At 44.2% G+C, this 22,013-nt stretch carries 22 protein-coding genes; 13 read left to right on the top strand and 9 right to left on the bottom strand.

Translation table 11 applies throughout. The features are described from left to right. Positions 1-44 precede the first annotated feature (44 nt). The 5 genes from D2U88_RS15915 to D2U88_RS15895 form a co-directional block, all read right to left on the bottom strand. Positions 45-962 (bottom strand): EamA family transporter, encoded by a 918-nt coding sequence (locus D2U88_RS15915; protein WP_119641515.1) that lies wholly within the window; start codon positions 960-962, stop codon positions 45-47. Positions 963-1,074: 112 nt separating this feature from the next. After that, positions 1,075-1,407 carry a hypothetical protein gene (locus tag D2U88_RS15910; RefSeq protein ID WP_119641514.1) on the bottom strand — a complete coding sequence of 111 codons (333 nt, stop codon included), beginning with the start codon at positions 1,405-1,407 and terminating at the stop codon, positions 1,075-1,077. A 172-nt stretch (positions 1,408-1,579) separates the two neighbouring features. Continuing rightward, the gene (locus D2U88_RS15905; RefSeq protein WP_119641513.1) at positions 1,580-2,272 is read right to left on the bottom strand and encodes a YiaD family glycine zipper/OmpA-like lipoprotein; all 693 of its coding nucleotides are present in this window, start codon (positions 2,270-2,272) and stop codon (positions 1,580-1,582) included. 4 nt (positions 2,273-2,276) lie between these two features. Further along, complete coding sequence (locus tag D2U88_RS15900) at positions 2,277-2,762, bottom strand: lipocalin-like domain-containing protein (protein WP_119641512.1); 486 nt, start codon at positions 2,760-2,762, stop codon at positions 2,277-2,279. An 89-nt stretch (positions 2,763-2,851) separates the two neighbouring features. Continuing rightward, complete coding sequence (locus D2U88_RS15895; RefSeq protein WP_119641511.1) at positions 2,852-4,828, bottom strand: alpha-ketoacid dehydrogenase subunit alpha/beta; 1,977 nt, start codon at positions 4,826-4,828, stop codon at positions 2,852-2,854. Between the two features lie 110 nt (positions 4,829-4,938). Here D2U88_RS15895 and D2U88_RS15890 point away from each other — a divergent pair, with 110 nt between their 5' ends. The 5 genes from D2U88_RS15890 to D2U88_RS15870 all read left to right on the top strand — a co-directional run bounded on the left by D2U88_RS15890 (position 4,939) and on the right by D2U88_RS15870 (position 9,107). Continuing rightward, positions 4,939-5,889 (top strand): isopenicillin N synthase family dioxygenase, encoded by a 951-nt coding sequence (locus tag D2U88_RS15890; RefSeq protein ID WP_119641510.1) that lies wholly within the window; start codon positions 4,939-4,941, stop codon positions 5,887-5,889. Between the two features lie 4 nt (positions 5,890-5,893). After that, complete coding sequence (locus D2U88_RS15885; protein ID WP_119641509.1) at positions 5,894-6,223, top strand: translation initiation factor; 330 nt, start codon at positions 5,894-5,896, stop codon at positions 6,221-6,223. A gap of 143 nt (positions 6,224-6,366) precedes the next feature. Continuing rightward, entirely contained in the window at positions 6,367-7,299 is a 933-nt protein-coding gene (locus D2U88_RS15880) for a DUF1835 domain-containing protein (protein WP_119641508.1), read from the top strand. A gap of 3 nt (positions 7,300-7,302) precedes the next feature. Continuing rightward, positions 7,303-8,187, top strand: a complete 885-nt coding sequence (locus D2U88_RS15875; RefSeq protein WP_119641507.1) for a nucleoside phosphorylase — start codon at positions 7,303-7,305, stop codon at positions 8,185-8,187. 71 nt (positions 8,188-8,258) lie between these two features. After that, positions 8,259-9,107: a substrate-binding domain-containing protein gene (locus tag D2U88_RS15870; RefSeq protein WP_119641506.1), complete on the top strand. Its 849-nt coding sequence runs from the start codon at positions 8,259-8,261 to the stop codon at positions 9,105-9,107. A gap of 74 nt (positions 9,108-9,181) precedes the next feature. Here D2U88_RS15870 and D2U88_RS15865 read toward each other — a convergent pair whose 3' ends face one another. Then, positions 9,182-9,847 (bottom strand): uracil-DNA glycosylase, encoded by a 666-nt coding sequence (locus D2U88_RS15865; RefSeq protein ID WP_119641505.1) that lies wholly within the window; start codon positions 9,845-9,847, stop codon positions 9,182-9,184. Between the two features lie 219 nt (positions 9,848-10,066). On the opposite strand from D2U88_RS15865, the gene D2U88_RS15860 reads away from it, so the two are divergent. The 3 genes from D2U88_RS15860 (at position 10,067) to D2U88_RS15850 (ending at position 15,313) form a co-directional block, all read left to right on the top strand. After that, entirely contained in the window at positions 10,067-12,238 is a 2,172-nt protein-coding gene (locus D2U88_RS15860) for an endonuclease MutS2 (RefSeq protein ID WP_119641504.1), read from the top strand. A gap of 262 nt (positions 12,239-12,500) precedes the next feature. Then, positions 12,501-13,904, top strand: coding sequence for a Gfo/Idh/MocA family protein (locus D2U88_RS15855; RefSeq protein WP_417935312.1), 1,404 nt, complete (start codon positions 12,501-12,503; stop codon positions 13,902-13,904). Positions 13,905-14,095: 191 nt separating this feature from the next. Beyond that, complete coding sequence (locus D2U88_RS15850) at positions 14,096-15,313, top strand: permease (RefSeq protein ID WP_119641502.1); 1,218 nt, start codon at positions 14,096-14,098, stop codon at positions 15,311-15,313. Positions 15,314-15,476: 163 nt separating this feature from the next. Here D2U88_RS15850 and D2U88_RS15845 read toward each other — a convergent pair whose 3' ends face one another. Both D2U88_RS15845 and D2U88_RS15840 read right to left on the bottom strand, forming a co-directional pair. Further along, a complete protein-coding gene (locus D2U88_RS15845; protein ID WP_119641501.1) occupies positions 15,477-15,830 on the bottom strand; it encodes a hypothetical protein in 354 nt (117 codons plus the stop codon). Positions 15,831-15,949: 119 nt separating this feature from the next. Further along, on the bottom strand, positions 15,950-16,303 hold the full coding sequence (locus D2U88_RS15840; protein WP_119641500.1) for a winged helix-turn-helix transcriptional regulator: 354 nt from the start codon (positions 16,301-16,303) through the stop codon (positions 15,950-15,952). 121 nt (positions 16,304-16,424) lie between these two features. Here D2U88_RS15840 and D2U88_RS15835 point away from each other — a divergent pair, with 121 nt between their 5' ends. Then, the gene (locus D2U88_RS15835) at positions 16,425-17,168 is read left to right on the top strand and encodes an SDR family oxidoreductase (RefSeq protein ID WP_119641499.1); all 744 of its coding nucleotides are present in this window, start codon (positions 16,425-16,427) and stop codon (positions 17,166-17,168) included. A gap of 67 nt (positions 17,169-17,235) precedes the next feature. On the opposite strand, the gene D2U88_RS15830 is transcribed toward D2U88_RS15835, so the two are convergent. Further along, positions 17,236-17,988 carry an SDR family NAD(P)-dependent oxidoreductase gene (locus tag D2U88_RS15830; RefSeq protein WP_119641498.1) on the bottom strand — a complete coding sequence of 251 codons (753 nt, stop codon included), beginning with the start codon at positions 17,986-17,988 and terminating at the stop codon, positions 17,236-17,238. 128 nt (positions 17,989-18,116) lie between these two features. On the opposite strand from D2U88_RS15830, the gene D2U88_RS15825 reads away from it, so the two are divergent. From D2U88_RS15825 to D2U88_RS15810, 4 genes are all read left to right on the top strand, one after another. Next, the gene (locus D2U88_RS15825) at positions 18,117-18,467 is read left to right on the top strand and encodes a winged helix-turn-helix transcriptional regulator (protein ID WP_119641497.1); all 351 of its coding nucleotides are present in this window, start codon (positions 18,117-18,119) and stop codon (positions 18,465-18,467) included. Positions 18,468-18,602: 135 nt separating this feature from the next. Then, positions 18,603-19,343, top strand: coding sequence for a DUF2268 domain-containing putative Zn-dependent protease (locus D2U88_RS15820; RefSeq protein ID WP_119641496.1), 741 nt, complete (start codon positions 18,603-18,605; stop codon positions 19,341-19,343). A 60-nt stretch (positions 19,344-19,403) separates the two neighbouring features. After that, entirely contained in the window at positions 19,404-19,838 is a 435-nt protein-coding gene (locus D2U88_RS15815; protein WP_235855805.1) for a thiol-disulfide oxidoreductase DCC family protein, read from the top strand. A gap of 107 nt (positions 19,839-19,945) precedes the next feature. Further along, on the top strand, positions 19,946-21,955 hold the full coding sequence (locus D2U88_RS15810) for a mucoidy inhibitor MuiA family protein (RefSeq protein ID WP_235855804.1): 2,010 nt from the start codon (positions 19,946-19,948) through the stop codon (positions 21,953-21,955). Positions 21,956-22,013 lie beyond the last annotated feature (58 nt).

The following is a 22,013-nucleotide window of genomic DNA, read 5'->3' as shown; positions in this document are numbered from 1 at the left end:
AATTACAAAATCTTGAATTGATTACCGAGACAAATAACGCCGTGTTAACGTTTGAACCGTTCAAAAATGGCCAACGTTTTCTTGGTGTTGATGAAATAGACCCCTGTCAACAAAACAGTGGCCGCAAATATGGATTGTACCGTAATCTGTTCATCCAAAAAATACCAACCGAGTAGCAAGGCCACGATAGGGTTCACATAAGTGGAAGTCGCTACTTTTTCAGGGGAAACCGCTTTCAACAAGTAATTGAAGGAGGTAAAGGCGACGATACTGCCAAAAACCACCAAGAGGATCATGGACCACTGTACTTTACCGCTCCAATCCAAAGGAGAAGACCATTCCTCGCCAAAAGCCAAGCTCATGAGAGCTAACGTAAGTCCGGCCGTGAACATTTGATATCCAGTGTTCACGAAATAGTTCGTTGGCAAATCGGCACGGGCCACAAAAAGGCTTCCGTAGGCCCAACTCAACATACAAAAGAAGATCATGATCATTCCCGTGATGGATTCTTCCTGGGCTATGATCTGTTTTTGGCTCACCAACAAATAAATCCCGATAATCCCCAAAATGACCCCGATAACGGACATGGGTTGAATCTTTTTGCCTTGCAGTATCCGCATCAACAACAAAATGATGAGCGGCTGGGCGGAGATTTCGAGGGCAGCAAACCCGCTGTCCACATAACGAAGGGCCCAAACCACTACCCCGTTCCCAAAACTGAGAAAAAAGACACCTGCCAATATGGTGTTGAGCAATTGCTTTTTGGAAATCGCGAGGGGAATCTTCATGAACTTGGCCAAAATGAAGATCAAAAGTCCGGCCGTGGTAAACCGACAGGAAGCCAACATGAAAGGTTCCAGTTCCAGAACCGCAATCTTGTTCAGTAGATACGTGGATCCCCAGATAACGTAGATGGCAAAAAAGGCTAAAATGACCAGCGCGGAGTTCGAGGATCTTCCCATTCCAAGACAAGTTGTTTGCCCTGCAATATTACGGATGTTTAAAAGAGTACAAAACAGATGACCAGCTACTTTTACAACAAAATAAAAGCAATCTGTAACGGGTGGTCAACTACTAAAAGGTCTTGCCCATATTCAGGAGATAGGCCGCAAAATCGCTTTCCAGTTTTTTAAACCTTCCCAATTGTTCCTTTACTTCCATTTCCAACACTTCACTAACGCCTTCTTTCTGTTTTTGGATAAGATCCACGATTTCTTTTTGATGTCTTGAAAATATCTTGAAACCGTTCTTGAGCGCGTTGAACTTTTCAAAGTCCGAAGGACATTTGGGCTCATAGGTGTAGGAGCACAATTTTTTGGAAAGTCGTTGTATGGTAGTATTGTTCCTTTCCATGCGAACCAATAGTTCCTGTTTGGTGTGGATACTATCTTCTACAATATGGTCCATGACTTTGCTCTGTTTTTGGGGATTAGATACTTAACGACCATTAAGTTAGGTAATATCCTACAGAGTTGTTTCTTAATTAACTTTCATTTAATGGTTTAATTAACAATGATCAACAAAAAAGCCCGATGCCATTTGGCATCGGGCCCGAATATTAAGGTATTGTAAACCAGACCTAGTTTTCGGTCTTTTCGTAAGCTTCCTGCTTCAACTCATCACTGGCGATGATGGCCAACTCCACACGTCTGTTTTGGGCCTTGCCCGCCGCGGTTTCGTTACTGGCGATGGGCTGATCTTCACCATACCATTTGGTGGTAAACCTTCCACTGGAGATTCCTTTGCCCACCAAATAAGCGGTAACGGCCTGCGCCCTGCGCTGGGATAGTCCCAAATTGTACTCCGCTGCTCCGTCACTATCGGTATGGCCTTCCACCAAAATATTGGTTTTTGGGTATTCTTTGAAGATACCGGCCAATTTGTCCAAAGTAGTGGCAGAGGTTCCTTTGATATCGGATTTGTTGGTATCAAAATACACCCCGTTCTCGCCGCTGAAGGTCACATTGATCCCTTCACCTACACGCTGCACTTCTGCACCTGGGATTTCTTCCTCGATACGTTCGGCCTGTCTGTCCATACGGTTACCGATATAGCCTCCGGCAGCGCCACCCACTACAGCACCAATAATAGCGCCAAGGGCAGTGTTCCCTTTTCCGACATTGTTACCGATGACTCCCCCAATGACAGCGCCACTACCGGCACCGATGGCAGCTCCTTTTTGGGTGTTGTTGGCATTTTTGATCGCATCACAGCTCAGGATCAGGCTCAAGGCCAAAACGGCTGTGGTTCCTTTCAATAATATCTTTTTCATGTAGTTATTTTTTTGAGAATTCGTAAACAATGGTAACGGGTTGCCCGTCTACCGTAACGTTGGACTTCAGGGTCATGTTTTGGGGCGTTAGGCTCACAATGTTCAAACGATAGCCATAACCGCCGGAAATGTCCTTGCGGTTTTCATCGATGAACTTAAACTGCAATTGGCTGCTGTAGTTTTGCGATGGCTCCACGACCGACCATCTGAAAAAGCGATCGCCTCCTTGACACAAGGTACTTTGGCGGATGGTATACCGACCTGTACTGTTGTTGTCCCTGAAGAACCACTCACTGTCCTCGAAGCAGATGTCCTCTGCATCGTTAAAAATGACGGATTTGAAATTACCGGAATTGTTTTCGTAGTGTACGTTGTCCAGGTTCCAGGTACCACTAAGAAGGTTTCTTTGGTCCCTTGCGCTTTTGGACACGGAACATGATGAGAGGAAAATTCCCATCACTGCTAATAGTAGAAATGACTTTTTGATCATAAGAATTAAGTTAATGTTCAATAAAAGATACGAAATGGGGCGTAAATATAGTTGTTATAAAAATCAAAAAATGATGAATTCATTCTTTTTCAATAGGCGTAAAGTTCCAACAAAACTTGTTCAAAACGCTTTTTGGGAAGATAATTTTCTTCCAAAGCCTTGGCAAAGGGAACCGGAGTCTCCAAACTTCCGACCCGTTTGACAGGAGCGTCCAGATAAGGGAAACATTCCTCCATCACCATAGCGGAAATATCGCTGGCGATGCCTCCGAACAAGGTGTCTTCCTGTAAAATAATGAGCTTTCCTGTTTTCTTGACCGAAGCAAAAACCGCTTCGATATCCAGAGGTTGAAGGGTACGTAAATCTAAAAGATCGGCTTCAATTTCCGGATTTTTGTCCAATATTTCCGAGGCCCAGTGCACCCCCGCACCGTAGGTCACAACAGTGATGGACTTCCCTTCCCGTAACACATTGGCCTTACCAAAGGGCAGCGTGTAATAATCGGTCGGCACATCACCATAGACGCTTCGGTACAATCCCTTATGTTCAAAAAACAAAACAGGATTGGGATCATTGATGGCCGTGTTCAACAATCCTTTGGCATCATAAGGAGAGGAAGGGTACACCACTTTGAGTCCAGGGGTTTTGGTAAACCAGGCCTCATTGGTCTGGGAATGAAAGGGTCCGGCCCCTACTCCGCCCCCGCAGGGCATGCGTACCACAACATCCGCTTTTTCATTCCAACGGTAATGCACCTTGGCCAAATAGTTCACAATGGGGTTGAATCCAGAGCTTACAAAATCGGCAAACTGCATTTCCACCACGGCTTTCATCCCGTTGATGGAAAGACCCATGGCCGCAGAAACGATTCCCGATTCACAAATGGGGGTATTCCGAACCCGGCTCTTGCCAAACTTGGGTACGAACCCTTCAGTAATCTTGAAGACCCCACCATAATCCGCAATGTCCTGCCCCATGATGATGAGCTCGTTATGCCGGTACATGGATTGCTCCAATCCTTCGGATATGGCATCCACAAAGCGAATGTTCTTTACTTCAGAATTAGTATTTATTTCTTGATAATCAAACTCTTGGTATACCTCATTTAATTCCTTGGTTTCATTGAATGAAACCGGGGATTCTTCAAAAGCCAACTCCAAATTCACATTGATTTCTTCAGAAATACTGGCTTTCAATTGCTCAATTTTCTCGAAAGTGAGCACTCCCTTATCCAACAAAAAAGCCTCGTAATTGGCAATCGGGTCTTTCTTGCCCCACTCCTTCATCAACTTTTCCGGAACGTATTTGGTACCACTGGCTTCTTCGTGGCCGCGCATGCGAAACGTCTTGAATTCCACCAAAACAGGTCTCGGCCTCCTTCGTATGGCTTTGCAAAGCTCATCGATTTTGGAATAGACCTCCAAGATGTTGTTGCCATCGATCACACGGGATTCCATACCATACCCCTTGGCACGATCGGCCAAGGTTTCGCAATTGTACTGTTCATTGGTCGGCGTTGACAATCCATAACCATTGTTCTCAATACAAAATAGTACAGGAAGGTTCCAGACAGAGGCCACGTTCAAGGCTTCGTGGAAATCCCCTTCACTAGTAGCGCCTTCACCGGTAAAAACTGCTGTCACACGCTTTTTCCTTCGGAGCATGTCCGCCAGGGCAATACCATCGGCCACCCCCAACTGGGGACCTAAATGGGAAATCATCCCCACAATCTTGTATTCCTGGGTACCAAAATGGAAACTGCGGTCCCTACCCTGGGTAAAACCACTCTGTTTCCCTTGCCATTGTGCAAAAAGTCGGTTTAGGGGAATGTTACGGGAAGTGAAGACACCCAGATTTCGGTGCATGGGCAAAATGTACTCACTTTCCTTCAAAGCCTGGGTGACCCCAACCGAAATGGCTTCCTGTCCAATACCACTGAACCACTTGGAAATCTTGCCCTGCCGTAGCAGGATCAGCATTTTTTCCTCTATCATCCTAGGCTTTAACATCCCAGTATACAAATCCAGCAGCCTTTGCTCTTCTAGGTCGCCAATATGATATCTCATAGACAAAAATTCAACAGGATAAAAGTAGTAAAAAGGGTTCCATCTTCCTTCAAATTTCTAAAACGTTCGGCATTATTCCTTACTTTTGACATTATTCCAAAAATGACGACATGAGTGCCATACCTAGTGTAAACCTTGAGGATTTTGTCTCAGGGGACCCAGCCAGAAAGGAAAAATTTGTCAAAGAAATCGGTGCCGCTTTCGAGGATATCGGATTCGTGGCCCTGAGCGGTCATTTTTTGTCCGACGAATTGGTGGATAACCTCTATGCAGAGATCAAAGCGTTCTTCCAATTACCGCAAGAGGTGAAGGACAAATATGAAATAGAGGGTATTGGGGGCCAAAGAGGCTACACCTCTTTTGGGAAGGAACATGCCAAGGGCAAAAAGGAAGGTGACCTGAAAGAGTTTTGGCATTTCGGCCAATATGTGGAGGACAATCCACGGTTGGAAAAGGAATATCCGGCCAATGTGATGGTAGATGAACTTCCAGATTTCAACAAGGTTGGAAAGGAAACCTATAAAATGCTGGAAAAGACCGCAAAATACGTGTTAAGGGCCCTGGCCATTCATTTGGGTCTGGAAGAAACCTATTTTGACGAGTACATCAAAAACGGAAACTCCATTTTAAGGCCCATCCACTACCCTCCCATCACCACGGAACCCAAAAATGCCGTTCGTGCAGCAGCACATGGCGATATTAACCTGATCACCCTGCTCATGGGCGCCCATGGCAAGGGATTGCAGGTACAGAACCACGAAGGGGAATGGGTGGATGCCATTGCCAGACCCGACCAATTGATGATCAATGTGGGAGACATGCTTTCCCGATTGTCCAACAATAAATTGAAATCGACCATACACCAGGTAGTGAATCCACCTAGGGAGTTGTGGGGTACGTCACGCTATTCCATTCCGTTCTTCATGCACCCCATAAGCGAGATGCCCCTGAACTGTTTGGAAAACTGTATCGATGCCGAACACCCCAAAGGGTTTGAGGACACCACGGCAGGCGAATACCTGCACGAACGATTGATCGAACTGGGCTTGATAAAAAAATAAGGATATGGACTTGAAGGACCAACTCAAGAATCTATTCCCAGATCATGTGCCCGAGGAAACCCCCGAACAGGAAAGCAATAAACCTTCCTATTGGCTGCAGGACGACCCCATTATTTGCAAATATGAAAAGCGAAAGGGGAAACCAGTAACCATTTTGGAGGGGTACAATGGAGCTGACAGTGACTTCAAGAAACTGGCCAAAGACCTAAAATCATATTTGGGCGTGGGTGGCAGTTTTAAAAAGGAGACCATCATTATCCAGGGCGATTACCGTGGCAAAATCATGGACTTTCTAAAGGAAAATGGGTTTTCCGTAAAAAGGGTCGGTGGATAATCTGAATTTTGAACAGGGTGTTACCATTTCTTACCCTTTGTTAAAAAAGAACTATTGACTATCAATGTTTTGTGAAAAAATTTTTGTGTTCATCGTTTAAGTCTTACTTTTATTCTTCCTAACCAACGAAAACTAAGCTGAAAATGAAATCACTGTTGCACATCACCAACGGGGACAGCTTCACGTCTAGACTAGAGTCTCTAGAAGTGAAAGGAGACATTATTACCTGGCGGGAAATGCTATGCGAAGGCAAGACCCTTTGTGCCGTAGGAAGCGAGTCATTCTGGAAGACCCGGTTCGAATTCCTAAACAAAAACTACAAGATCACCAAGTCGTGGTTTGTGGAAAAAACACTGAAAGAGTATCGCTCCCTTTGCAATCACAAGCAGCAAGACCATATTGTGTTATGGTTTGAATACGATCTTTTTTGCCAGATCAACATGCTTGCCGTACTCAGTTGGTTGAAGACCCACAGGAGACATGCAGAAATTTCTTTGGTTTGCAGTGGCAAAGAAGATGATTCTGAGAAATTATATGGCCTTAATGAGTTGAGCGATGAAAAATTGCTTCAACTCTATGAAAACAGGACCATTCTTTCCCAAGACGATATTGAATATGCCGATTATATTTGGCAACTGTACTGCAGTGACAACCCCATCCGATTGGAAAACCAGATTGCCAACAACGATTTTCAGTTTGAATACCTATCCGATGCCCTCAAAACACATTTGAAACGCTTCCCGACCATCAAAAATGGTTTAAACGACCTGGAAAACCATGTGCTGCAGGTGGCCGCAGAAATGAAACCAAAATCCAAAGCGGAATTGATGGGTGAATTGATTACCCATCAAGGCTACTACGGCTTTGGCGATACACAATACGAAAGAATCGTTACTACCCTGAAGCCTCTTTTCAATTCCTTCAGCCCTGTCAAATTGACAAAAAAGGGCATGGAAGTACTGAAACAAGAAACTAATTACTATTCGCAAATACGTGATAATCAAATGTATTTAGGTGGTTCCTTAAAGTATAACTTCCTATACAACACGGAAACAAACCGCATCTTAAAACTCTAGTGAATGGCCTCTTTGGGCAGCTCAGAACTTATTCTGAACCCTGATGGCAGCATTTACCATCTCAACCTCCTACCTCAGGATATTTCCCCTATCATCATTACTGTTGGTGATCCTGGACGCGTTTCACAGGTGTCCCAACACTTTGATTCCATCGAAATCCAAAAGACCAAAAGGGAATTTGTGACCCATACCGGGCATTATGGTGGAAAACGGATAACCGTGCTTTCCACAGGTATCGGAACGGACAATATCGATATTGTTTTCAATGAGTTGGACGCCTTGGCCAACATCGATTTTCAAACCAGGAAGATAAAAGACCAAAAAGCGCAATTGAATATTATACGGATTGGTACTTCGGGATCTATCCAGACCGATATCCCGGTTGACTCCTTTTTGATGAGCAGTTCCGGTATTGGATTTGATGGCCTTTTGCACTTTTATGAGTCTGGACACGTAAGAAACCATGCGTTGGAAAAATCACTCAATGATTATTTGGGTTGGGACAGGCATAACATCCACCCTTATGTGGCGGATGCCGACCCAGATTTGATTGATATTTTCTCTTCAAATCGTATACGATTTGGTATAACAGGAACAAATTCAGGTTTTTATGGTCCTCAGGGAAGGTCGCTTCGCTTGCAGACCAAGATTCCCGATTTCAATGAAAAATTGGCATCGTTTTCTTATCAAGACCAACGTATTACGAACCTTGAAATGGAGACAGCCGCCATGTACGGACTTGCCAAAATGCTTGGACACCGCTCTATTTCCCTCAACGTGATATTGGCCAACCGACCTAACAAGGAATTTTCCAAACAAGGTAGGCAGTCCATAGATGCATTGATCCAGTACACTCTGGAAAAAATAGCACAAAGTCAACTGGTATAATTTTTCAAAGGTTATTTTATAAAAAATACCGATTGGAATCCATATTTTAGACAACACCTAGTATCACCTACATGAAAAAAGTAAAAATTATTGGAGTTCCCGAACATTTCAACCTTCCTTGGCACCTTGCCATGGAAGATGGCGCCTTTGAAGACCGTGGCATCCAACTGGATTGGACCGATGTACCCGAAGGCACCGGAAAAATGGCCCAAATGCTTCAGAACGGGGAAACCGATCTAGCCATTATCTTGACCGAGGGTATGGTCAAAAGCATTTCACAGGGCAATCCCAGTAAGATTGCGCAAGTCTTTGTAGCCTCCCCCTTGCTTTGGGGCATCCATGTAGCCGCTAGTAGCACAAGAAAATCGATCAAGGATATTGAGAATGACAAAGTGGCGATAAGCCGCTTGGGGAGTGGCAGTCACCTCATGGCCTATATCAATGCGCAAAACCAAGGCTGGGGCACTGAAAAACTCCAGTTTGAGATCATCAATAATCTAGATGGTGCCGTGGAAAACTTGACTTCGGGTTCCAATGCCTATTTCATGTGGGAACACTTCACTACCAAACCTTTGGTAGACCAGGGTATATTCAAAAGAGTGGGCGATTGCCCTACCCCATGGCCGTGTTTTGTGATTGCCGCCACCAATGCATTTCTCGAATCCCATTCAGGATTGTTGCGACATATTCTAGAGGTCATCAATACCTACACAGAAGAGTTCAAACAGATTCCGAGCATAGATAGAACCTTGGCCAATCGATATGAACAGAAATTGGAAGACATTCAGGAATGGCTTTCGAAAACTACTTGGGGCCAAGAACAACTGGCCACGGAAACCCTGAACGAAGTCCAGAAAAGGCTGTTCGACCTTAATTTGATAGCACAAATCAAGGACGCATCAGAATTTCTTTGGGATTAAAGTGGCTTCGACTATGCTCAGCCAACTTTGTTTTCTTTTTCAAAAGAATCCAACAATCCAAATATCCAAACCAACTACCAGTCAATGGGCTGTTTCCCCATGCGGTTCAATAAAGCATTGGTCTTGCTAAAGTGATTGTTACCGAACCAAAGCCCCCTATTGGCACTTAGGGGTGATGGATGCCCTGAAGTTAGGATATGGTGTTTCGATTTATCGATCAAAGCTGCCTTCTTTTTGGCAAAACCGCCCCATAGAAGAAAAACAACCCCTTCCAACTCGGCAGATACTGTTTTGATCACAGCATCCGTGAAAGTTTCCCAGCCTTTGTTCTGGTGGCTTCCCGCTTGATGGGCCCGTACGGTCAGGGTGGCATTCAACAATAGCACGCCCTGATCGGCCCAACGTTCCAAATTACCACTGGCAGGATAGGGCTTTTCAACATCCGTTTTGATTTCCTTGAAAATATTGACCAAGGAAGGTGGGTGCGGAATCCCGTCCTTCACCGAAAAACAAAGGCCGTTGGCCTGCCCAGGGCCATGATATGGATCTTGACCGATGATGACCACTTTGGTTTCTTGGAAAGGACAATGATCAAAAGCGGAAAAAATATCCTTACCCTTTGGGTAACAGGTGCTTTGCTGATATTCCTGCTTTACAAATTGGGCCAATTGTTGAAAATAAGGTTTTTCGAACTCTGGTTTTAAGTGTGCTTTCCAGCTAGGTTCTATATTCACGTCCATAGCCGATTACTTCTTTTTGGTCAATTTGTAGATCAGATAAGCAATCCCCGCCACAAAGTGGAGCAAAATAATACCGGCAATCACATAGATCAATGTGTGGTCGTTCTTCATATAATTTATTTTAGAAGCGAAACAGGAATTCTCAAATGTAAGCATTGCCTGCCGTTTTGCATGACCACTTCATACAAAATCCTATCTTTGCGCTGCTAGTGAAAAAAGATGCATAACATTCACCCAAAAACACTTCAAGACCTCGAGTTTCCGACGGTATTACAACAGATTTCCGCCCGGTGCAATACCGAACTGGGCAAGGAACAGGCTTTGGATATTGTCCCCATCCCAAACAGGGAGGATTTATTGGAGCGTTTGGGCCAAACTTCCGAATACTTGGCATCGTTTTCCAACGACAACCGTATTCCCAATCACGGATTCGACCAAATCAACCCCGAATTGGGGCTTTTAAAGATTGAGAACAGCACACTGGAGATCACTGGTTTTCGAAAAATTGGAAGCATCTGCAAAACGGTCACCATCCACCAGAAGTTTTTGAAAAAATTCAAGGAGTACTATCCCTTGCTGTTCCAAAAGTCTGAAGTACTGGAGTACAACACCGAGATTCCGGAAGCCATTGATATCGTCATTGATAAATTTGGGGAAATCAAGGACAACGCTTCTGACGAACTAAGACACATCCGAAGCCAAATCAACGAAGTTCGGGGCAAGATCAACCAAAGTTTTGGGGCCGCCTTGGGGCGTTACCAATCCTTGGATTTTTTGGATGAGATTCGGGAGTCCGTGGTAGAAAACCGTCGGGTTCTGGCTGTTAAGGCCATGCACCGCAAAAAGGTAAAGGGTACCGTGATGGGCACTTCCAAAACAGGAAGCATCGTGTACATTGTGCCGGAAACCACCTTGGCCTATGCCCGGGAACTCAACAACCTCGAATTTGAAGAAAAGGAGGAAATCCAACGTATCCTCAACCAACTCACTGATCAAATCCGACCCTTTGCCATTTTACTCAAGGAATATCAGGCATATTTGACGGATATTGATATCACCGCTGCCAAGGCCAAATATGCCAATGAGATGAACGGGGTGCTTCCGGAAATCAACGAGACTAGGGAATTGTATCTCCGAGAGGCCTATCATCCCCTGCTCTATCTTTCCAACAAGCGAAAGCTGGAAAAGACCTGGCCGCAGACCATTAAACTACATCCGGAGAACCGAATCATCGTTATTTCCGGGCCTAATGCCGGGGGAAAAAGCATCACTTTAAAGACCATTGGCCTATTGCAGGTGATGCTTCAAAGTGGCATGTTGATTCCCGTGCACGAGCGTAGTTCCGTGTGTTTGTTCGATAAAATCCTGACGGATATTGGAGATAATCAATCCATTGAAAATCATTTAAGTACATACAGTTATCGACTCAAGAACATGAACCACTTCTTAAAGAAGTGCAATAACGAAACCTTGTTCTTGATCGATGAGTTCGGTACGGGTAGTGACCCTGAATTGGGAGGCGCCTTGGCCGAAGCTTTTTTGGAAGTCTTCTACGAACGGGAAGCCTACGGTGTCATCACCACCCACTATGCCAATTTGAAGGCACTGGCAAATGAATTGCCCCACGCCACAAACGCCAATATGCTGTTCAATTCCAAAACCCTGGAACCCACTTTTCAATTGGTTTTGGGTGAAGCGGGGAGCTCCTTTACATTTGAGGTGGCCCAAAAAAACGGCATCCCCTACTCTTTAATCAACAAAGCCAAAAAGAAGATTGAACGGGGTAAGGTCCGTTTCGACGCCACCATTGCCAAACTGCAAAAAGAACGTAGCAAAATGGTGCAAACGGGAACCCGACTCCAGGAAGAGGAAACCAAGGCCCGGGAAGAGGCAGATCGATTGGAACAACTCAACTCCAAGATAAAGACCAAATTGGAGAGTTACCAAGAACTATACGACCACAACCAACGGATGATCCAATTGGGCAATAAAGTCAATACGATTGCGGAACAATATTTCATTGACCACAAAAAACGCCCTCTGATTTCGGAATTGCTGCGAATCGTGGAAACCGAGAACAGTAAACGCAAAAAGACCTCGGCCAAAAAAGCCAAGGAAAAGCAGAATCAGCAAAAACAAGTGGCCCAAGAACTGGAACAGGAAATCAAACAGGTTCGAGTAGAGAAAATCGTCAAAAAGAAAAAGGAAGTTCAAGCCGAAAAGAACAAACCCCGTCCCGTGTTCAAAATTGGCGACCGCGTCCGTTTGATGGACGGTAAAGCGGTGGGCAGCATAGATACCCTTGAAAAAGGGAAGGCTGTGGTCAATTATGGTATGTTCACCACCAATGTGAGTGTGGACCAATTGGAGCTGGTGGAGGCCAAAAAATAAACCCAAACGTCATTTCAAAATGAGGGGTACGATGACCCATGCGAAATCTCCCTGTGATTAGTGCTATTTTTTTGCCAATTATAACCCATCGAAGACCAACGGATCATATCATTCATGAATTTTCACATTATCCTTGTGAAATGAACAACATTCTCATTATTATTTTTTTACCTTGTTGTCCAAACTTCTATGACAATCACGTAAAAAGATGAAAGAAAAAGCATCCTCCACAACTAGACGAAACTTCATTAAAAACACCGCAATGGCCTCTAGCATTTTTATTGTGCCACGCCATGTACTCGGTGGCCCTGGTTATTTGGCCCCTAGTGACCGCCTGCATTTGGCGGCCATTGGAGCGGGCGGTAAAGGTGCCAGTGATATTGCAAATGCCTCGGTGGACGGCCGTGAACGCGTAGTGGCGCTTTGCGATGTCGATTTTTCCGGTTCTGCCAAAAGGTCGGTGGAACGTTTCCCAAAAGCCAAACTGTTCAATGATTATCGTGAAATGCTGGATAAGATGAAAGGCATTGATGCCGTCACCATCAGTACACCAGATCATGTGCACGGTCCAGCTGCTGCCTATGCCATGGGACTGGGCAAACACGTATATGTGCAAAAACCTTTGACCCACAATATTCGTGAAGCACGTATCTTGACCCAAATGGCAAGAGACAAACAAGTTGTGACCCAGATGGGGAACCAAGGGGGATCTAACCCACTTCTGGGCATGGTCCAAAAATGGGTAGACTCTGGATCATTGGGAAAAATCACCAAAGTGGAAATTTGGACCAATAGGCCCGTTTGGCCACAAGGATATGCCATGCCCGAGCCAGACCCGGCTAGTAAACCAGCGGACCTGGATTGGAACCTGTGGTTGGGGCCAGCACCCATGAAGCCCTATACGCCCAACCTTCACCCGTTCAACTGGAGAGGATGGTGGGATTACGGTACCGGTGCCTTGGGAGATGTAGGTTGTCACTTGGTGGACATTCCTTATCGAACCTTGAAATTGGGCTATCCTACTTCTGCTGAATGTAGTGTGGGTACGGTGTTCTCCCAAATGTGGACCCCGGATTACCATCCAGAAGGTTGTCCTGCATCTTCCTTCATCACCCTAAGTTATGAAGCCACGGACAAAACAGGATCTCCATTGATCATGACTTGGAGCGATGGTGGTATACGTCCTTCTCACCCCGAAATTATTCCCGCCGACAGTGATATAGGAGGCCCCGGTAGTTATAATGGGGTATTGATCCATGGTGAAAACGGTGTCATTTCCACCAACATCAATGACAGTTCTCCGTTGACACCCAAATTATATTTGAACGATGGTACCACTGAATTCGGTCCCGAAGTAGAAGAGATGCCTGAACCGGAATACGGGCACCAGCGCAAATGGGTGGATGCCTGTAAAGCAGGATTTGGAAGTGAGGAACACCTAGGGCTTACCTCCTCTTTCGATTATGCAGGACCTATGACAGAAACGGTTTTGATGGGCAACTTGGCCATCCGTAGTTATATGTTACGCAAAGAAAACCCAGAAGGTCAGATGGAATTTTATGGAAGAAGAAAACTGATTTGGGATGGCGACAACATGAAGATCACCAACTTTGAAGATGCCAACCAGTTTGTTACCCGTACCTATCGAGAAGGTTGGGAAGTATAACCTTACACCACATAACATAAAAACAAAAAGCCGCTTTTAGCGGCTTTTTTTATCGGTTTTAGGGTCCTAATGTTGACAAACCTTCATAATTACTGCAGCATTCCTTTGAATTGCAAAAAAAATCCTTGAACTTATAATCACTCGATAATAGGGACAACATTTTTTTTGAACCGATAAAATCAAAGGTATCCATGAATCAATTTTTGCAAGAATGGGGCAAGGCGGCTTATACGAGTTTGGGTTTCTTTTGGATGGCCATATGGGCTTTTGCACTGGGCTATTTGGTAAGCTCCATGATCCAAGTGTTCATCACCGAAAAAAGGATGCAACGGGTAATAGGAGACAAAGGGGGGAAAAGCATTTTGCTGGGCACTTTTTTTGGTTTCATAAGCAGTTCCTGCAGTTTTTCGGCACTTGCCACCTCAAAATCATTATTTAAAAAAGGGGCCAGTTTTGTTTCCTCCATTGCATTTTTACTGGCATCCACCAATCTGGTCATTGAGCTTGGAATCATCATTTCCATCTTTTTGGGATGGCAGTTTGTGGTCGGGGAATATGTGGGCGGAATTTTGCTCATTCTATCCAGCTGGGCACTCATCCGAATCATCAATCCAAAGAAATTGATCCAAAGTGCAAAAAAAAGACTTGATGCATCGGGTGATGAGGATATGGACAAAGTGTCGTTCAGCGAAAAGATCACTTCATATGAGCAATGGGCCAAGGTGGGCAAGCAATATGGCATGGAATGGAAAATGGTATGGAAAGATGTTACGGTAGGGTTTACCATTGCGGGCATTGTTGCCACTTTTGTACCCGATTCCTTTTTTCAAACCCTGTTTATCAATACCGGACAAGGTGAGCAGTCGTTTGGTTTTTTCACACTGCTGGAACATGTTATCGTTGGTCCCGTTGCTGCATTTTTAACCTTCATTGGTTCCATGGGCAACATTCCGCTGGCCGCTTTGCTGTACGGCAAAGGAGTAAGTTTTGCTGGGGTTATGGCCTTTATTTTCAGTGACCTGGTCGTTTTTCCCGTATTGCGCATCAATGCCAAATATTACGGCTGGAAAATGTCTCTTTTTATCCTTTTCTTGCTGCTCACTTCATTGGTGGCCGCATCACTTTTGTTGCATTATGGTTTTGATTTCTTCAATCTGATTCCACAGGGAACGGACAAGGGAATTACAGAAAAAGAACACTTTTCCGTGAATTACACTTTTTTCCTGAACCTGGCTTTTATTGTCCTATCCGGTCTGATGCTGTACTTCGGCTTTTTTAAATGGAAAAATGTAAAGCACCATAAGGAAATGGCACCCAAAAGCCCGTTACTGGAAAAAATATTGAAATGGGCAGCCTTGGTTTGCTACATATGGTTGGCCATTGGCATGATTTTAAAGTTTACGGTATAAGATAAATGAAATGGGCGTCCAATAAATACAAGTGCTGCAAAAGTTAGCCCCAATTTGTTCAAAGATTCAGATTCCCATCTTTCCGGGAATAAAAACAGCCGGCATCAAATGGTTGAACCCCACTTGAGCGGCCGACTGCTTCATTATAGTTCATGATAAATTCTTATTTGATGCGTACCATTTTAAAGTGTGCCGTGATTCCCACATTGAAACTCAAGGTGTATTCCACCTCATCGTTCATCTTCAAATCATCCAACTTTACCGTCCCGGTATGGGAACCCAAATTGGCATTTCCAAGCAGACCATTGTAATCGAAAAGGGTACCATAGTATTCCACATAGTCTATTGCCATATTGGGTCTGTAGGGTTTAAAAGTATACGATTGACCAACGGTATAGGTCTTATCATTTTTTACATCCACAAAATTTGAAGTATCCCTACTCCATGTGGTGCCATCATCTATTCCATTATCATTAGCATCCAAATACCGATTGAAAAAGAAACTGGGATTGGACAAGGATATGGACCTGGGCAGTTTTCTGAATACGCTGTGATATTATCCGACCTTTTTTAGGTTGATTCTTGAAACAAAAACACTGTATTAAAACACTACATAAGGATTACTCCCTTTGGTGTTTATCGTCCAATGATTTTTTTCCGGTGCGCTTTACCCCAGTCCGTCAAATTATTGATAATGGTCTGCAACGTTTTCCCATGCTCTGTAAGTTGATATTGTACGGTAACGGGTTGTGTATCCAGAACAATCCGCTTGATCAACTGGTTTATTTCAAGTTCTTTTAATTCCTTGCTCAACATTTTGTTGGAGATACCCTTAACATCATTCAAAATATCGGAAAATCTCCTCTTGTTATAATAACAGATGGAAGAGATAATGGATATTTTCCATTTGCCACTCAGCACATCCATGGCATCTTGAACGGCCATCATTTCTTTTTTATGCATATCTGCACGGACTTCTTTACATTCCATACCACTTCTTGTTACCAATAGGTTACTTCGTTACTCGGGAGTTACAGTTACTTTTTGTAACAAAGTTACTAAAATAAATCTATCGGTTCTACCTTTGCGGCTCAAACAAATAATCATTAATATGAGTTTTACAGACAAAAATGTAGTGATCACTGGAGGAAGTACCGGTATTGGATTGGCTACAGCAAAAGCCTTTATAGAAAATGGTGCGAATGTGCTCATCACGGGCAGAAGTTCAGCCAACCTTACGAAAGCAGCGGAGGAAATCGACAGTCAAAAACTACAAACCGTAGTTTCGGACACCTCAACTTTAACCGGCATTTCAGCTTTGGAAAAAGCAGTGGCGGAAAGTGGACACCAAATAGACGTGCTTTTCCTAAATGCGGGCATAGCAGTATTTGCACCCATCGGGCAAGTAACGGAAGAAGACTTTGATGCGCAATTCAATACAAACGTAAAAGGTTCATTCTTTACGTTGCAAAAATTGCTTCCACATTTGGCGGATGGTTCAACCGTACTGTTCACCTCGTCAACCGTGGCAACAGCCACAAACTCAGGCGCCAGTATCTATTCTGCCACCAAAGGGGCATTGAACAAAATTGCCCAAATTGCCGCCAATGAATTGGCAGAAAGACAGATCAGGGTGAACATTGTCAGTCCTGGACCAACAGAAACACCTGGATTTGACAAGGCGACACAAGGCAGCGCCAAAGACTTTTTTGCCGCAGCCACAGCTTTGCAACGAATGGGAAAACCCGAGGAGATTGCAAAAGCGGTCTTGTTCCTGGCTTCCGACAATGCAAGTTTTATTACAGGAACAGAATTGTTGGCCGACGGTGGTTACATCAATTACGCATTAAAATAACCTGAAGCAATCGTCATTCTGAAAAAGAAAAACCACAGATGTTTTGTACATCCGTGGTTTTCCAATCTTATAACAAACCACCGGATACGGTAATTCTCTCTCCAGTGACCCACCCTGCATCTTCCGAGGCTAGAAAAACAGCTACCTTAGCAATATCTTCTGGCTGTCCAATACGCCCCAATGGTGTAAGGGGAACCATTTGTTTTTCTACCTCACCGCCAATAATTCCCATTTCATGGTTTCCTTCAGTATTCGTAATCCCGGGGGCAATAACGTTCACTCGTATTCTTTTAGATCCCAGCTCCTTTGCTAATACTTTGGTGGCATTATCTATACCGGCTTTAGCTGCGGAATATACCATAAAACCTGGTACGGGGTTTTGACTTACCGTAGAACTGAGGTTGATAATACTCCCACCACTTTCCCCGAAGGCTTTTACTGCCTCTTGAATACTCAATATAGGCCCCATAAGATGTGTGTTCACCTGTAGGTGAAAGCTGCTCTCCGTAATTTCATCCAATAGCTCCGTTCTGAAAACCCCAGCGTTATTGACCAAAACATCCAATTTCCCAAAAGTACTTTTTGTCTCTTCAAAGAGTCTTTTGATGTCCTCAAATTTCGATATGTCCGCTTGCACGGCAATGGCCGTACCTCCATCTTGGGAAATCTCACGGACTACATTATCAGCATTTTCCTTACTTGAGGCGTAATTGACCACAACCTTTGCCCCTTCCTTTGCGAATGCTTTTGCAATTCCTGCCCCTATCCCTTTTGATGAGCCAGTGACAATAGCGACTTTGTTTTTCAACTTCAATTCCATCTTTATTTGCTTTTTAATGAGGAGCAAAACTAGAATGTATATATCTTTGTGTCAAGTATATACTTTTTAGTAATATACCTACTAAAAAGTATGTATTGTTGATTATCAGTTAAATAAAATATGTTAAAATGCAGAAAAAAAGAAAAGAGTGTCCAGAAGTTGCTACTTGTTCTGTTGATTATGCTTTTAGGCGAATAGGTGGGAAATACAAAGGCCGAATTTTATGGTACTTGCATGAACATTCCATTTTACGTTATGGGGAATTGGGAAGAACCTTACCCGACATTACAACTAAAATGTTGACACAGACCCTACGCGAATTGGAAATCGATAATTTGATCAACCGAAAAGTGTACCACGAAGTGCCGCCAAAAGTGGAATATTCACTAACTGAGGTCGGCGAGGAACTTATTCCTTTTATCACCCACCTTAAAGAATGGGGGGACAAGCAGCTTGAAAGGGAGCAGATGAAGAATTGATTTCTCTGTCCACCAAATTCATGAGAGATTTCCTTTTTCCTTTTTGGTTAGTTTGAAATGTCCTTTTTCCCAATATTCTATGTTCCCTTGTAACATTTTCGGTTATGGGAAGTCTCCAAGGAAAGCATATACAAAATGAAATCAATCAAAATCCTATTACTTTTCACTACACTTTTACTAATCAACAGTTGCAAAAATCAACCGCAGCCACTTGGTGCCACTATCACCTTTAAAGAGGAAGAAAGTTCATTCACCTCAGAACAGAAAGAGTTGATCCAAGAGATCATCACCAACTCAGAAGTTGAAATCAGGGCACTACTCCCCCAACTTCCGGACAGCATTACGGTGACCGTTGAAATTGTGGATTGGAACCTTGATGTGGTTGGTGGGGTTACCGGGCGCACCGAAACCAATTCCCCTCCCTTCGTGGCCATTCAAATTTCGGAGAAATACCCAGGTGGTGTTACCGCAGCGTCACAAACCGCATTGAAGCATACTATTTTTCATGAGTTCCACCATTTATCCCGAGGTTGGGCCATTCAGGATAACAGGTATGGTCCCGGTATACCCATTGCCGCGGTGAACGAAGGACTGGCCGTGGTGTTTTCAGAAGAATATACCCATCAGTCCATGAAAGCGGACAGCCCACCAGAAGCCGCAGTTGCAGAGCAATGGATGAAGGAAATCCTGGCGCTGCCTATAGATGCCAACTATCAACATTGGATGTTCGAGCATCCGGACGGAAGGCAATCCATAGGATACCGAACCGGAAATTACATCATCAGAAAGGCCATGGCCAATTCAGGTAAAAATGTTCTTGAATTAAGCAAGAATACTCCCGATGAGATATGGAACCTAGTAGGACATCAGCAATAAACCTTTCCTTCCACTCAATAGCTTTCTATCCAAAGCGCAGTATCTTTGCAATAAAATGAGATGCTGCGCTTTCGCGGGAACAATGATATGGAAGAAAACAAAAAAATTATCCTCTTCGACGGGGTCTGTAACCTCTGCAATGGCAGTGTACAATTTGTAATCAAACGGGACAAAAAAGACGTCTTTCGCTATGCGGCGATACAGAGCGAGGTGGGAGAGCAATTGATTACTGAACGCCATATTGATACCAATCAGGTCGATTCCATTATTCTGATTGAACCGGGAGTAGCCTATTTTACCAAATCGGATGCCGCACTGGAAATTGCAGGAGAATTGGGTGGCTTGTGGAAATTGACCTCCATTTTTAAATGGATCCCAAAATCCATCAGGGATGTCATTTATGATTTTGTGGCCCGTAACCGCTACAAATGGTTTGGCAAACAAGAATCGTGCATGATTCCCACCCCCGAACTAAAGGCCAAGTTTTTGGGCTGACTCACCGGAACTCCCACTTCCCTAACCCGCCTGACCATTTCACACTATTCCTGATTTTTTGGGTGACTGTCCAGTTATAGGTTTGAGCAACATTTAAATCCAATCCTATGAAAAATACAGCTATTCTCTTTGTATTGGCCCCTTTTTTCCTTTTTGCCAACGAATCAAAAATACCTTCCAAGATTAAAGAGGTTACGGTATACCTCAGCGGTGCCCAAATTACCCGAACCGCTACCTGTTCACTCCAAGAGGGCTCCAATGAGGTAGTTTTTACTGGACTTTCCCACAAAATTGATGAGAGCAGCATCCAGATTTCAGGATTGGGTCCCGTTTCCATCCTTTCCCTAGTGTACAACATCAACTATTTGGAGAAATCCGAAAGCAATCCCAAGGTAAAGGAATGGGAAAACGAAATCATCCGGTTGGAACATGAAATCGCCATGTTGAAAAATACCATTGCCGGTCTCGAGGAAGAAGAAAAAGTCATCACCTCCAACCGATTGGTCAATGGGGACCGACAAGTATTGGACCTGGACCGCATGAAACAGATCGGGGCCTATTACCGGGAACGCACCACGGCCATCAAAAATGAGATCTTCAAGACCAACCTTACCATCAACAAACTAAAATTGGAAGTAGGCGACCTACAACACCAACTCGCCGAAGTGAACAACGCCCCGGAAGTGCCCCAAGGCGAAATCACCATCACTTTTGACGCCCCTATTGCCACCAACTTGAACGCCACGCTCACCTACTTGGTCAGGGACGCGGGATGGGTGCCCAATTACGATATCAAGTCAACCGGATTGAATGCACCCTTGAATTTGGCCTATAAGGCCAATGTGTACCAAAAAACAGGTCAGGACTGGAACAACGTGCATATGGTGCTATCCACAGGCAACCCCAATTACAATATTGCCAAGCCCAACTTGGAGGCCAAGTATCTCAACTTTGTATCCTCCTATCAAAAGCGATATGCACCCTCCGTGAAGAAAAAAGGATATGCCTTTAACCCGAATGTCAAAAAAGTAGTGGGCACCATTACCGACGAAAGTGGACAGCCTCTTCCCGGTGTCGACATCATCATTAAAGGTACCAATAAGGGAACCCAATCCGATTTTGACGGCAATTATACCATCGATGTGGCACAGGGCCAAGAGTTGGTCTACTCTTATATCGGCATGCACCAACAGGAACTGCCCATCTACTCCTCTATTATGAATGTTAGTTTGGAAGAAGATATACAGACATTGGACGAAGTGGTGGTCATGAGTTACGGTAGTACATCAAAAGCATTATCGGGTAGAGTTGCCGGAGTACAAGTAAGAAGAACAGGTTCTGTTACCATACCCACCGAAGTACAAGAACCCTTATACATCATCGACGGTATTCCAGTGGATGGATTTTCTGAAGGTGATCTGGACGAAAACGAGATTCAGGATATAGAAGTAGTGAAGGGAGCCAATGCAACAGCCATTTATGGTAGCAAGGGTGTAAATGGGGTCGTAGTGATCACCACTAAAAAGAGCCACACTATGGAAGGGGCCACCAAAACAGAGTTTGCCATCAAAAAGGCTTACACCATCAATTCCGACGGGGATATTACAGCCATAGAGATCAATACCTTTAAAATGAATGCCGATTACGAATATTTTGCAGCGCCCATCCTCAACGAAAATGTATTCTTGACCGCCCGTTTCACCGATTGGGAGAAACACCAATTGTTGCCTGGGGAAGCCAACGTTTATTTTGAGGGCACCTATGCCGGTAAAACGGTCATCGATCCCTATACCACCAAAAAAGAAATGATCCTTTCCTTGGGCATAGACAATAATGTGACGGTCACTCGGCAACAGGAACGTGACTTCAAAAGCAAATCCTTCGCAGGAAGCAATAGGATTTTGGATCGCACCTACACTTTGGAAATCAAGAACAACAAAAATGTTCCGATCCGCCTAAAACTCATGGACCGAATTCCCGTTTCCCAAAACAAGGAAATCAAAGTGGACGATATTGTCACCAACAATGCGGATTACGATGACAAAAAAGGATTGTTGACTTGGAATTTGGAGCTAACCTCACAGCAATCCCAGAAAGAAAGCTTTTCTTTCAGGTAAAATATCCGAAAGGCAGGTATATTTCCCTATAAAGCAAAGAGAAAGGGCCGAATCATCG

Origin of the sequence: Flagellimonas aequoris (assembly GCF_003584165.1) — a bacterium.
Lineage (GTDB): Bacteria > Bacteroidota > Bacteroidia > Flavobacteriales > Flavobacteriaceae > Flagellimonas > Flagellimonas aequoris.
The sequence above is the reverse complement of the archived record's forward strand: the minus strand, read 5'-3'. Positions and strand labels throughout refer to the sequence as shown.

Excerpts from the sequence above, each read along its gene's own strand:
- D2U88_RS15915 (WP_119641515.1), bottom strand. The coding sequence starts at position 962 with ATGGGAAGATCCTCGAACTCCGCGCTGGTCATTTTAGCCTTTTTTGCC.
- D2U88_RS15910 (WP_119641514.1), bottom strand. The coding sequence starts at position 1,407 with ATGGACCATATTGTAGAAGATAGTATCCACACCAAACAGGAACTATTG.
- D2U88_RS15905 (WP_119641513.1), bottom strand. The coding sequence starts at position 2,272 with ATGAAAAAGATATTATTGAAAGGAACCACAGCCGTTTTGGCCTTGAGC.
- D2U88_RS15900 (WP_119641512.1), bottom strand. The coding sequence starts at position 2,762 with ATGATCAAAAAGTCATTTCTACTATTAGCAGTGATGGGAATTTTCCTC.
- D2U88_RS15895 (WP_119641511.1), bottom strand. The coding sequence starts at position 4,828 with ATGAGATATCATATTGGCGACCTAGAAGAGCAAAGGCTGCTGGATTTG.
- D2U88_RS15890 (WP_119641510.1), top strand. The coding sequence starts at position 4,939 with ATGAGTGCCATACCTAGTGTAAACCTTGAGGATTTTGTCTCAGGGGAC.
- D2U88_RS15885 (WP_119641509.1), top strand. The coding sequence starts at position 5,894 with ATGGACTTGAAGGACCAACTCAAGAATCTATTCCCAGATCATGTGCCC.
- D2U88_RS15880 (WP_119641508.1), top strand. The coding sequence starts at position 6,367 with ATGAAATCACTGTTGCACATCACCAACGGGGACAGCTTCACGTCTAGA.
- D2U88_RS15875 (WP_119641507.1), top strand. The coding sequence starts at position 7,303 with ATGGCCTCTTTGGGCAGCTCAGAACTTATTCTGAACCCTGATGGCAGC.
- D2U88_RS15870 (WP_119641506.1), top strand. The coding sequence starts at position 8,259 with ATGAAAAAAGTAAAAATTATTGGAGTTCCCGAACATTTCAACCTTCCT.
- D2U88_RS15865 (WP_119641505.1), bottom strand. The coding sequence starts at position 9,847 with ATGGACGTGAATATAGAACCTAGCTGGAAAGCACACTTAAAACCAGAG.
- D2U88_RS15860 (WP_119641504.1), top strand. The coding sequence starts at position 10,067 with ATGCATAACATTCACCCAAAAACACTTCAAGACCTCGAGTTTCCGACG.
- D2U88_RS15855 (WP_417935312.1), top strand. The coding sequence starts at position 12,501 with ATGGCCTCTAGCATTTTTATTGTGCCACGCCATGTACTCGGTGGCCCT.
- D2U88_RS15850 (WP_119641502.1), top strand. The coding sequence starts at position 14,096 with ATGAATCAATTTTTGCAAGAATGGGGCAAGGCGGCTTATACGAGTTTG.
- D2U88_RS15840 (WP_119641500.1), bottom strand. The coding sequence starts at position 16,303 with ATGGAATGTAAAGAAGTCCGTGCAGATATGCATAAAAAAGAAATGATG.
- D2U88_RS15835 (WP_119641499.1), top strand. The coding sequence starts at position 16,425 with ATGAGTTTTACAGACAAAAATGTAGTGATCACTGGAGGAAGTACCGGT.
- D2U88_RS15830 (WP_119641498.1), bottom strand. The coding sequence starts at position 17,988 with ATGGAATTGAAGTTGAAAAACAAAGTCGCTATTGTCACTGGCTCATCA.
- D2U88_RS15825 (WP_119641497.1), top strand. The coding sequence starts at position 18,117 with ATGCAGAAAAAAAGAAAAGAGTGTCCAGAAGTTGCTACTTGTTCTGTT.
- D2U88_RS15820 (WP_119641496.1), top strand. The coding sequence starts at position 18,603 with ATGAAATCAATCAAAATCCTATTACTTTTCACTACACTTTTACTAATC.
- D2U88_RS15815 (WP_235855805.1), top strand. The coding sequence starts at position 19,404 with ATGCTGCGCTTTCGCGGGAACAATGATATGGAAGAAAACAAAAAAATT.
- D2U88_RS15810 (WP_235855804.1), top strand. The coding sequence starts at position 19,946 with ATGAAAAATACAGCTATTCTCTTTGTATTGGCCCCTTTTTTCCTTTTT.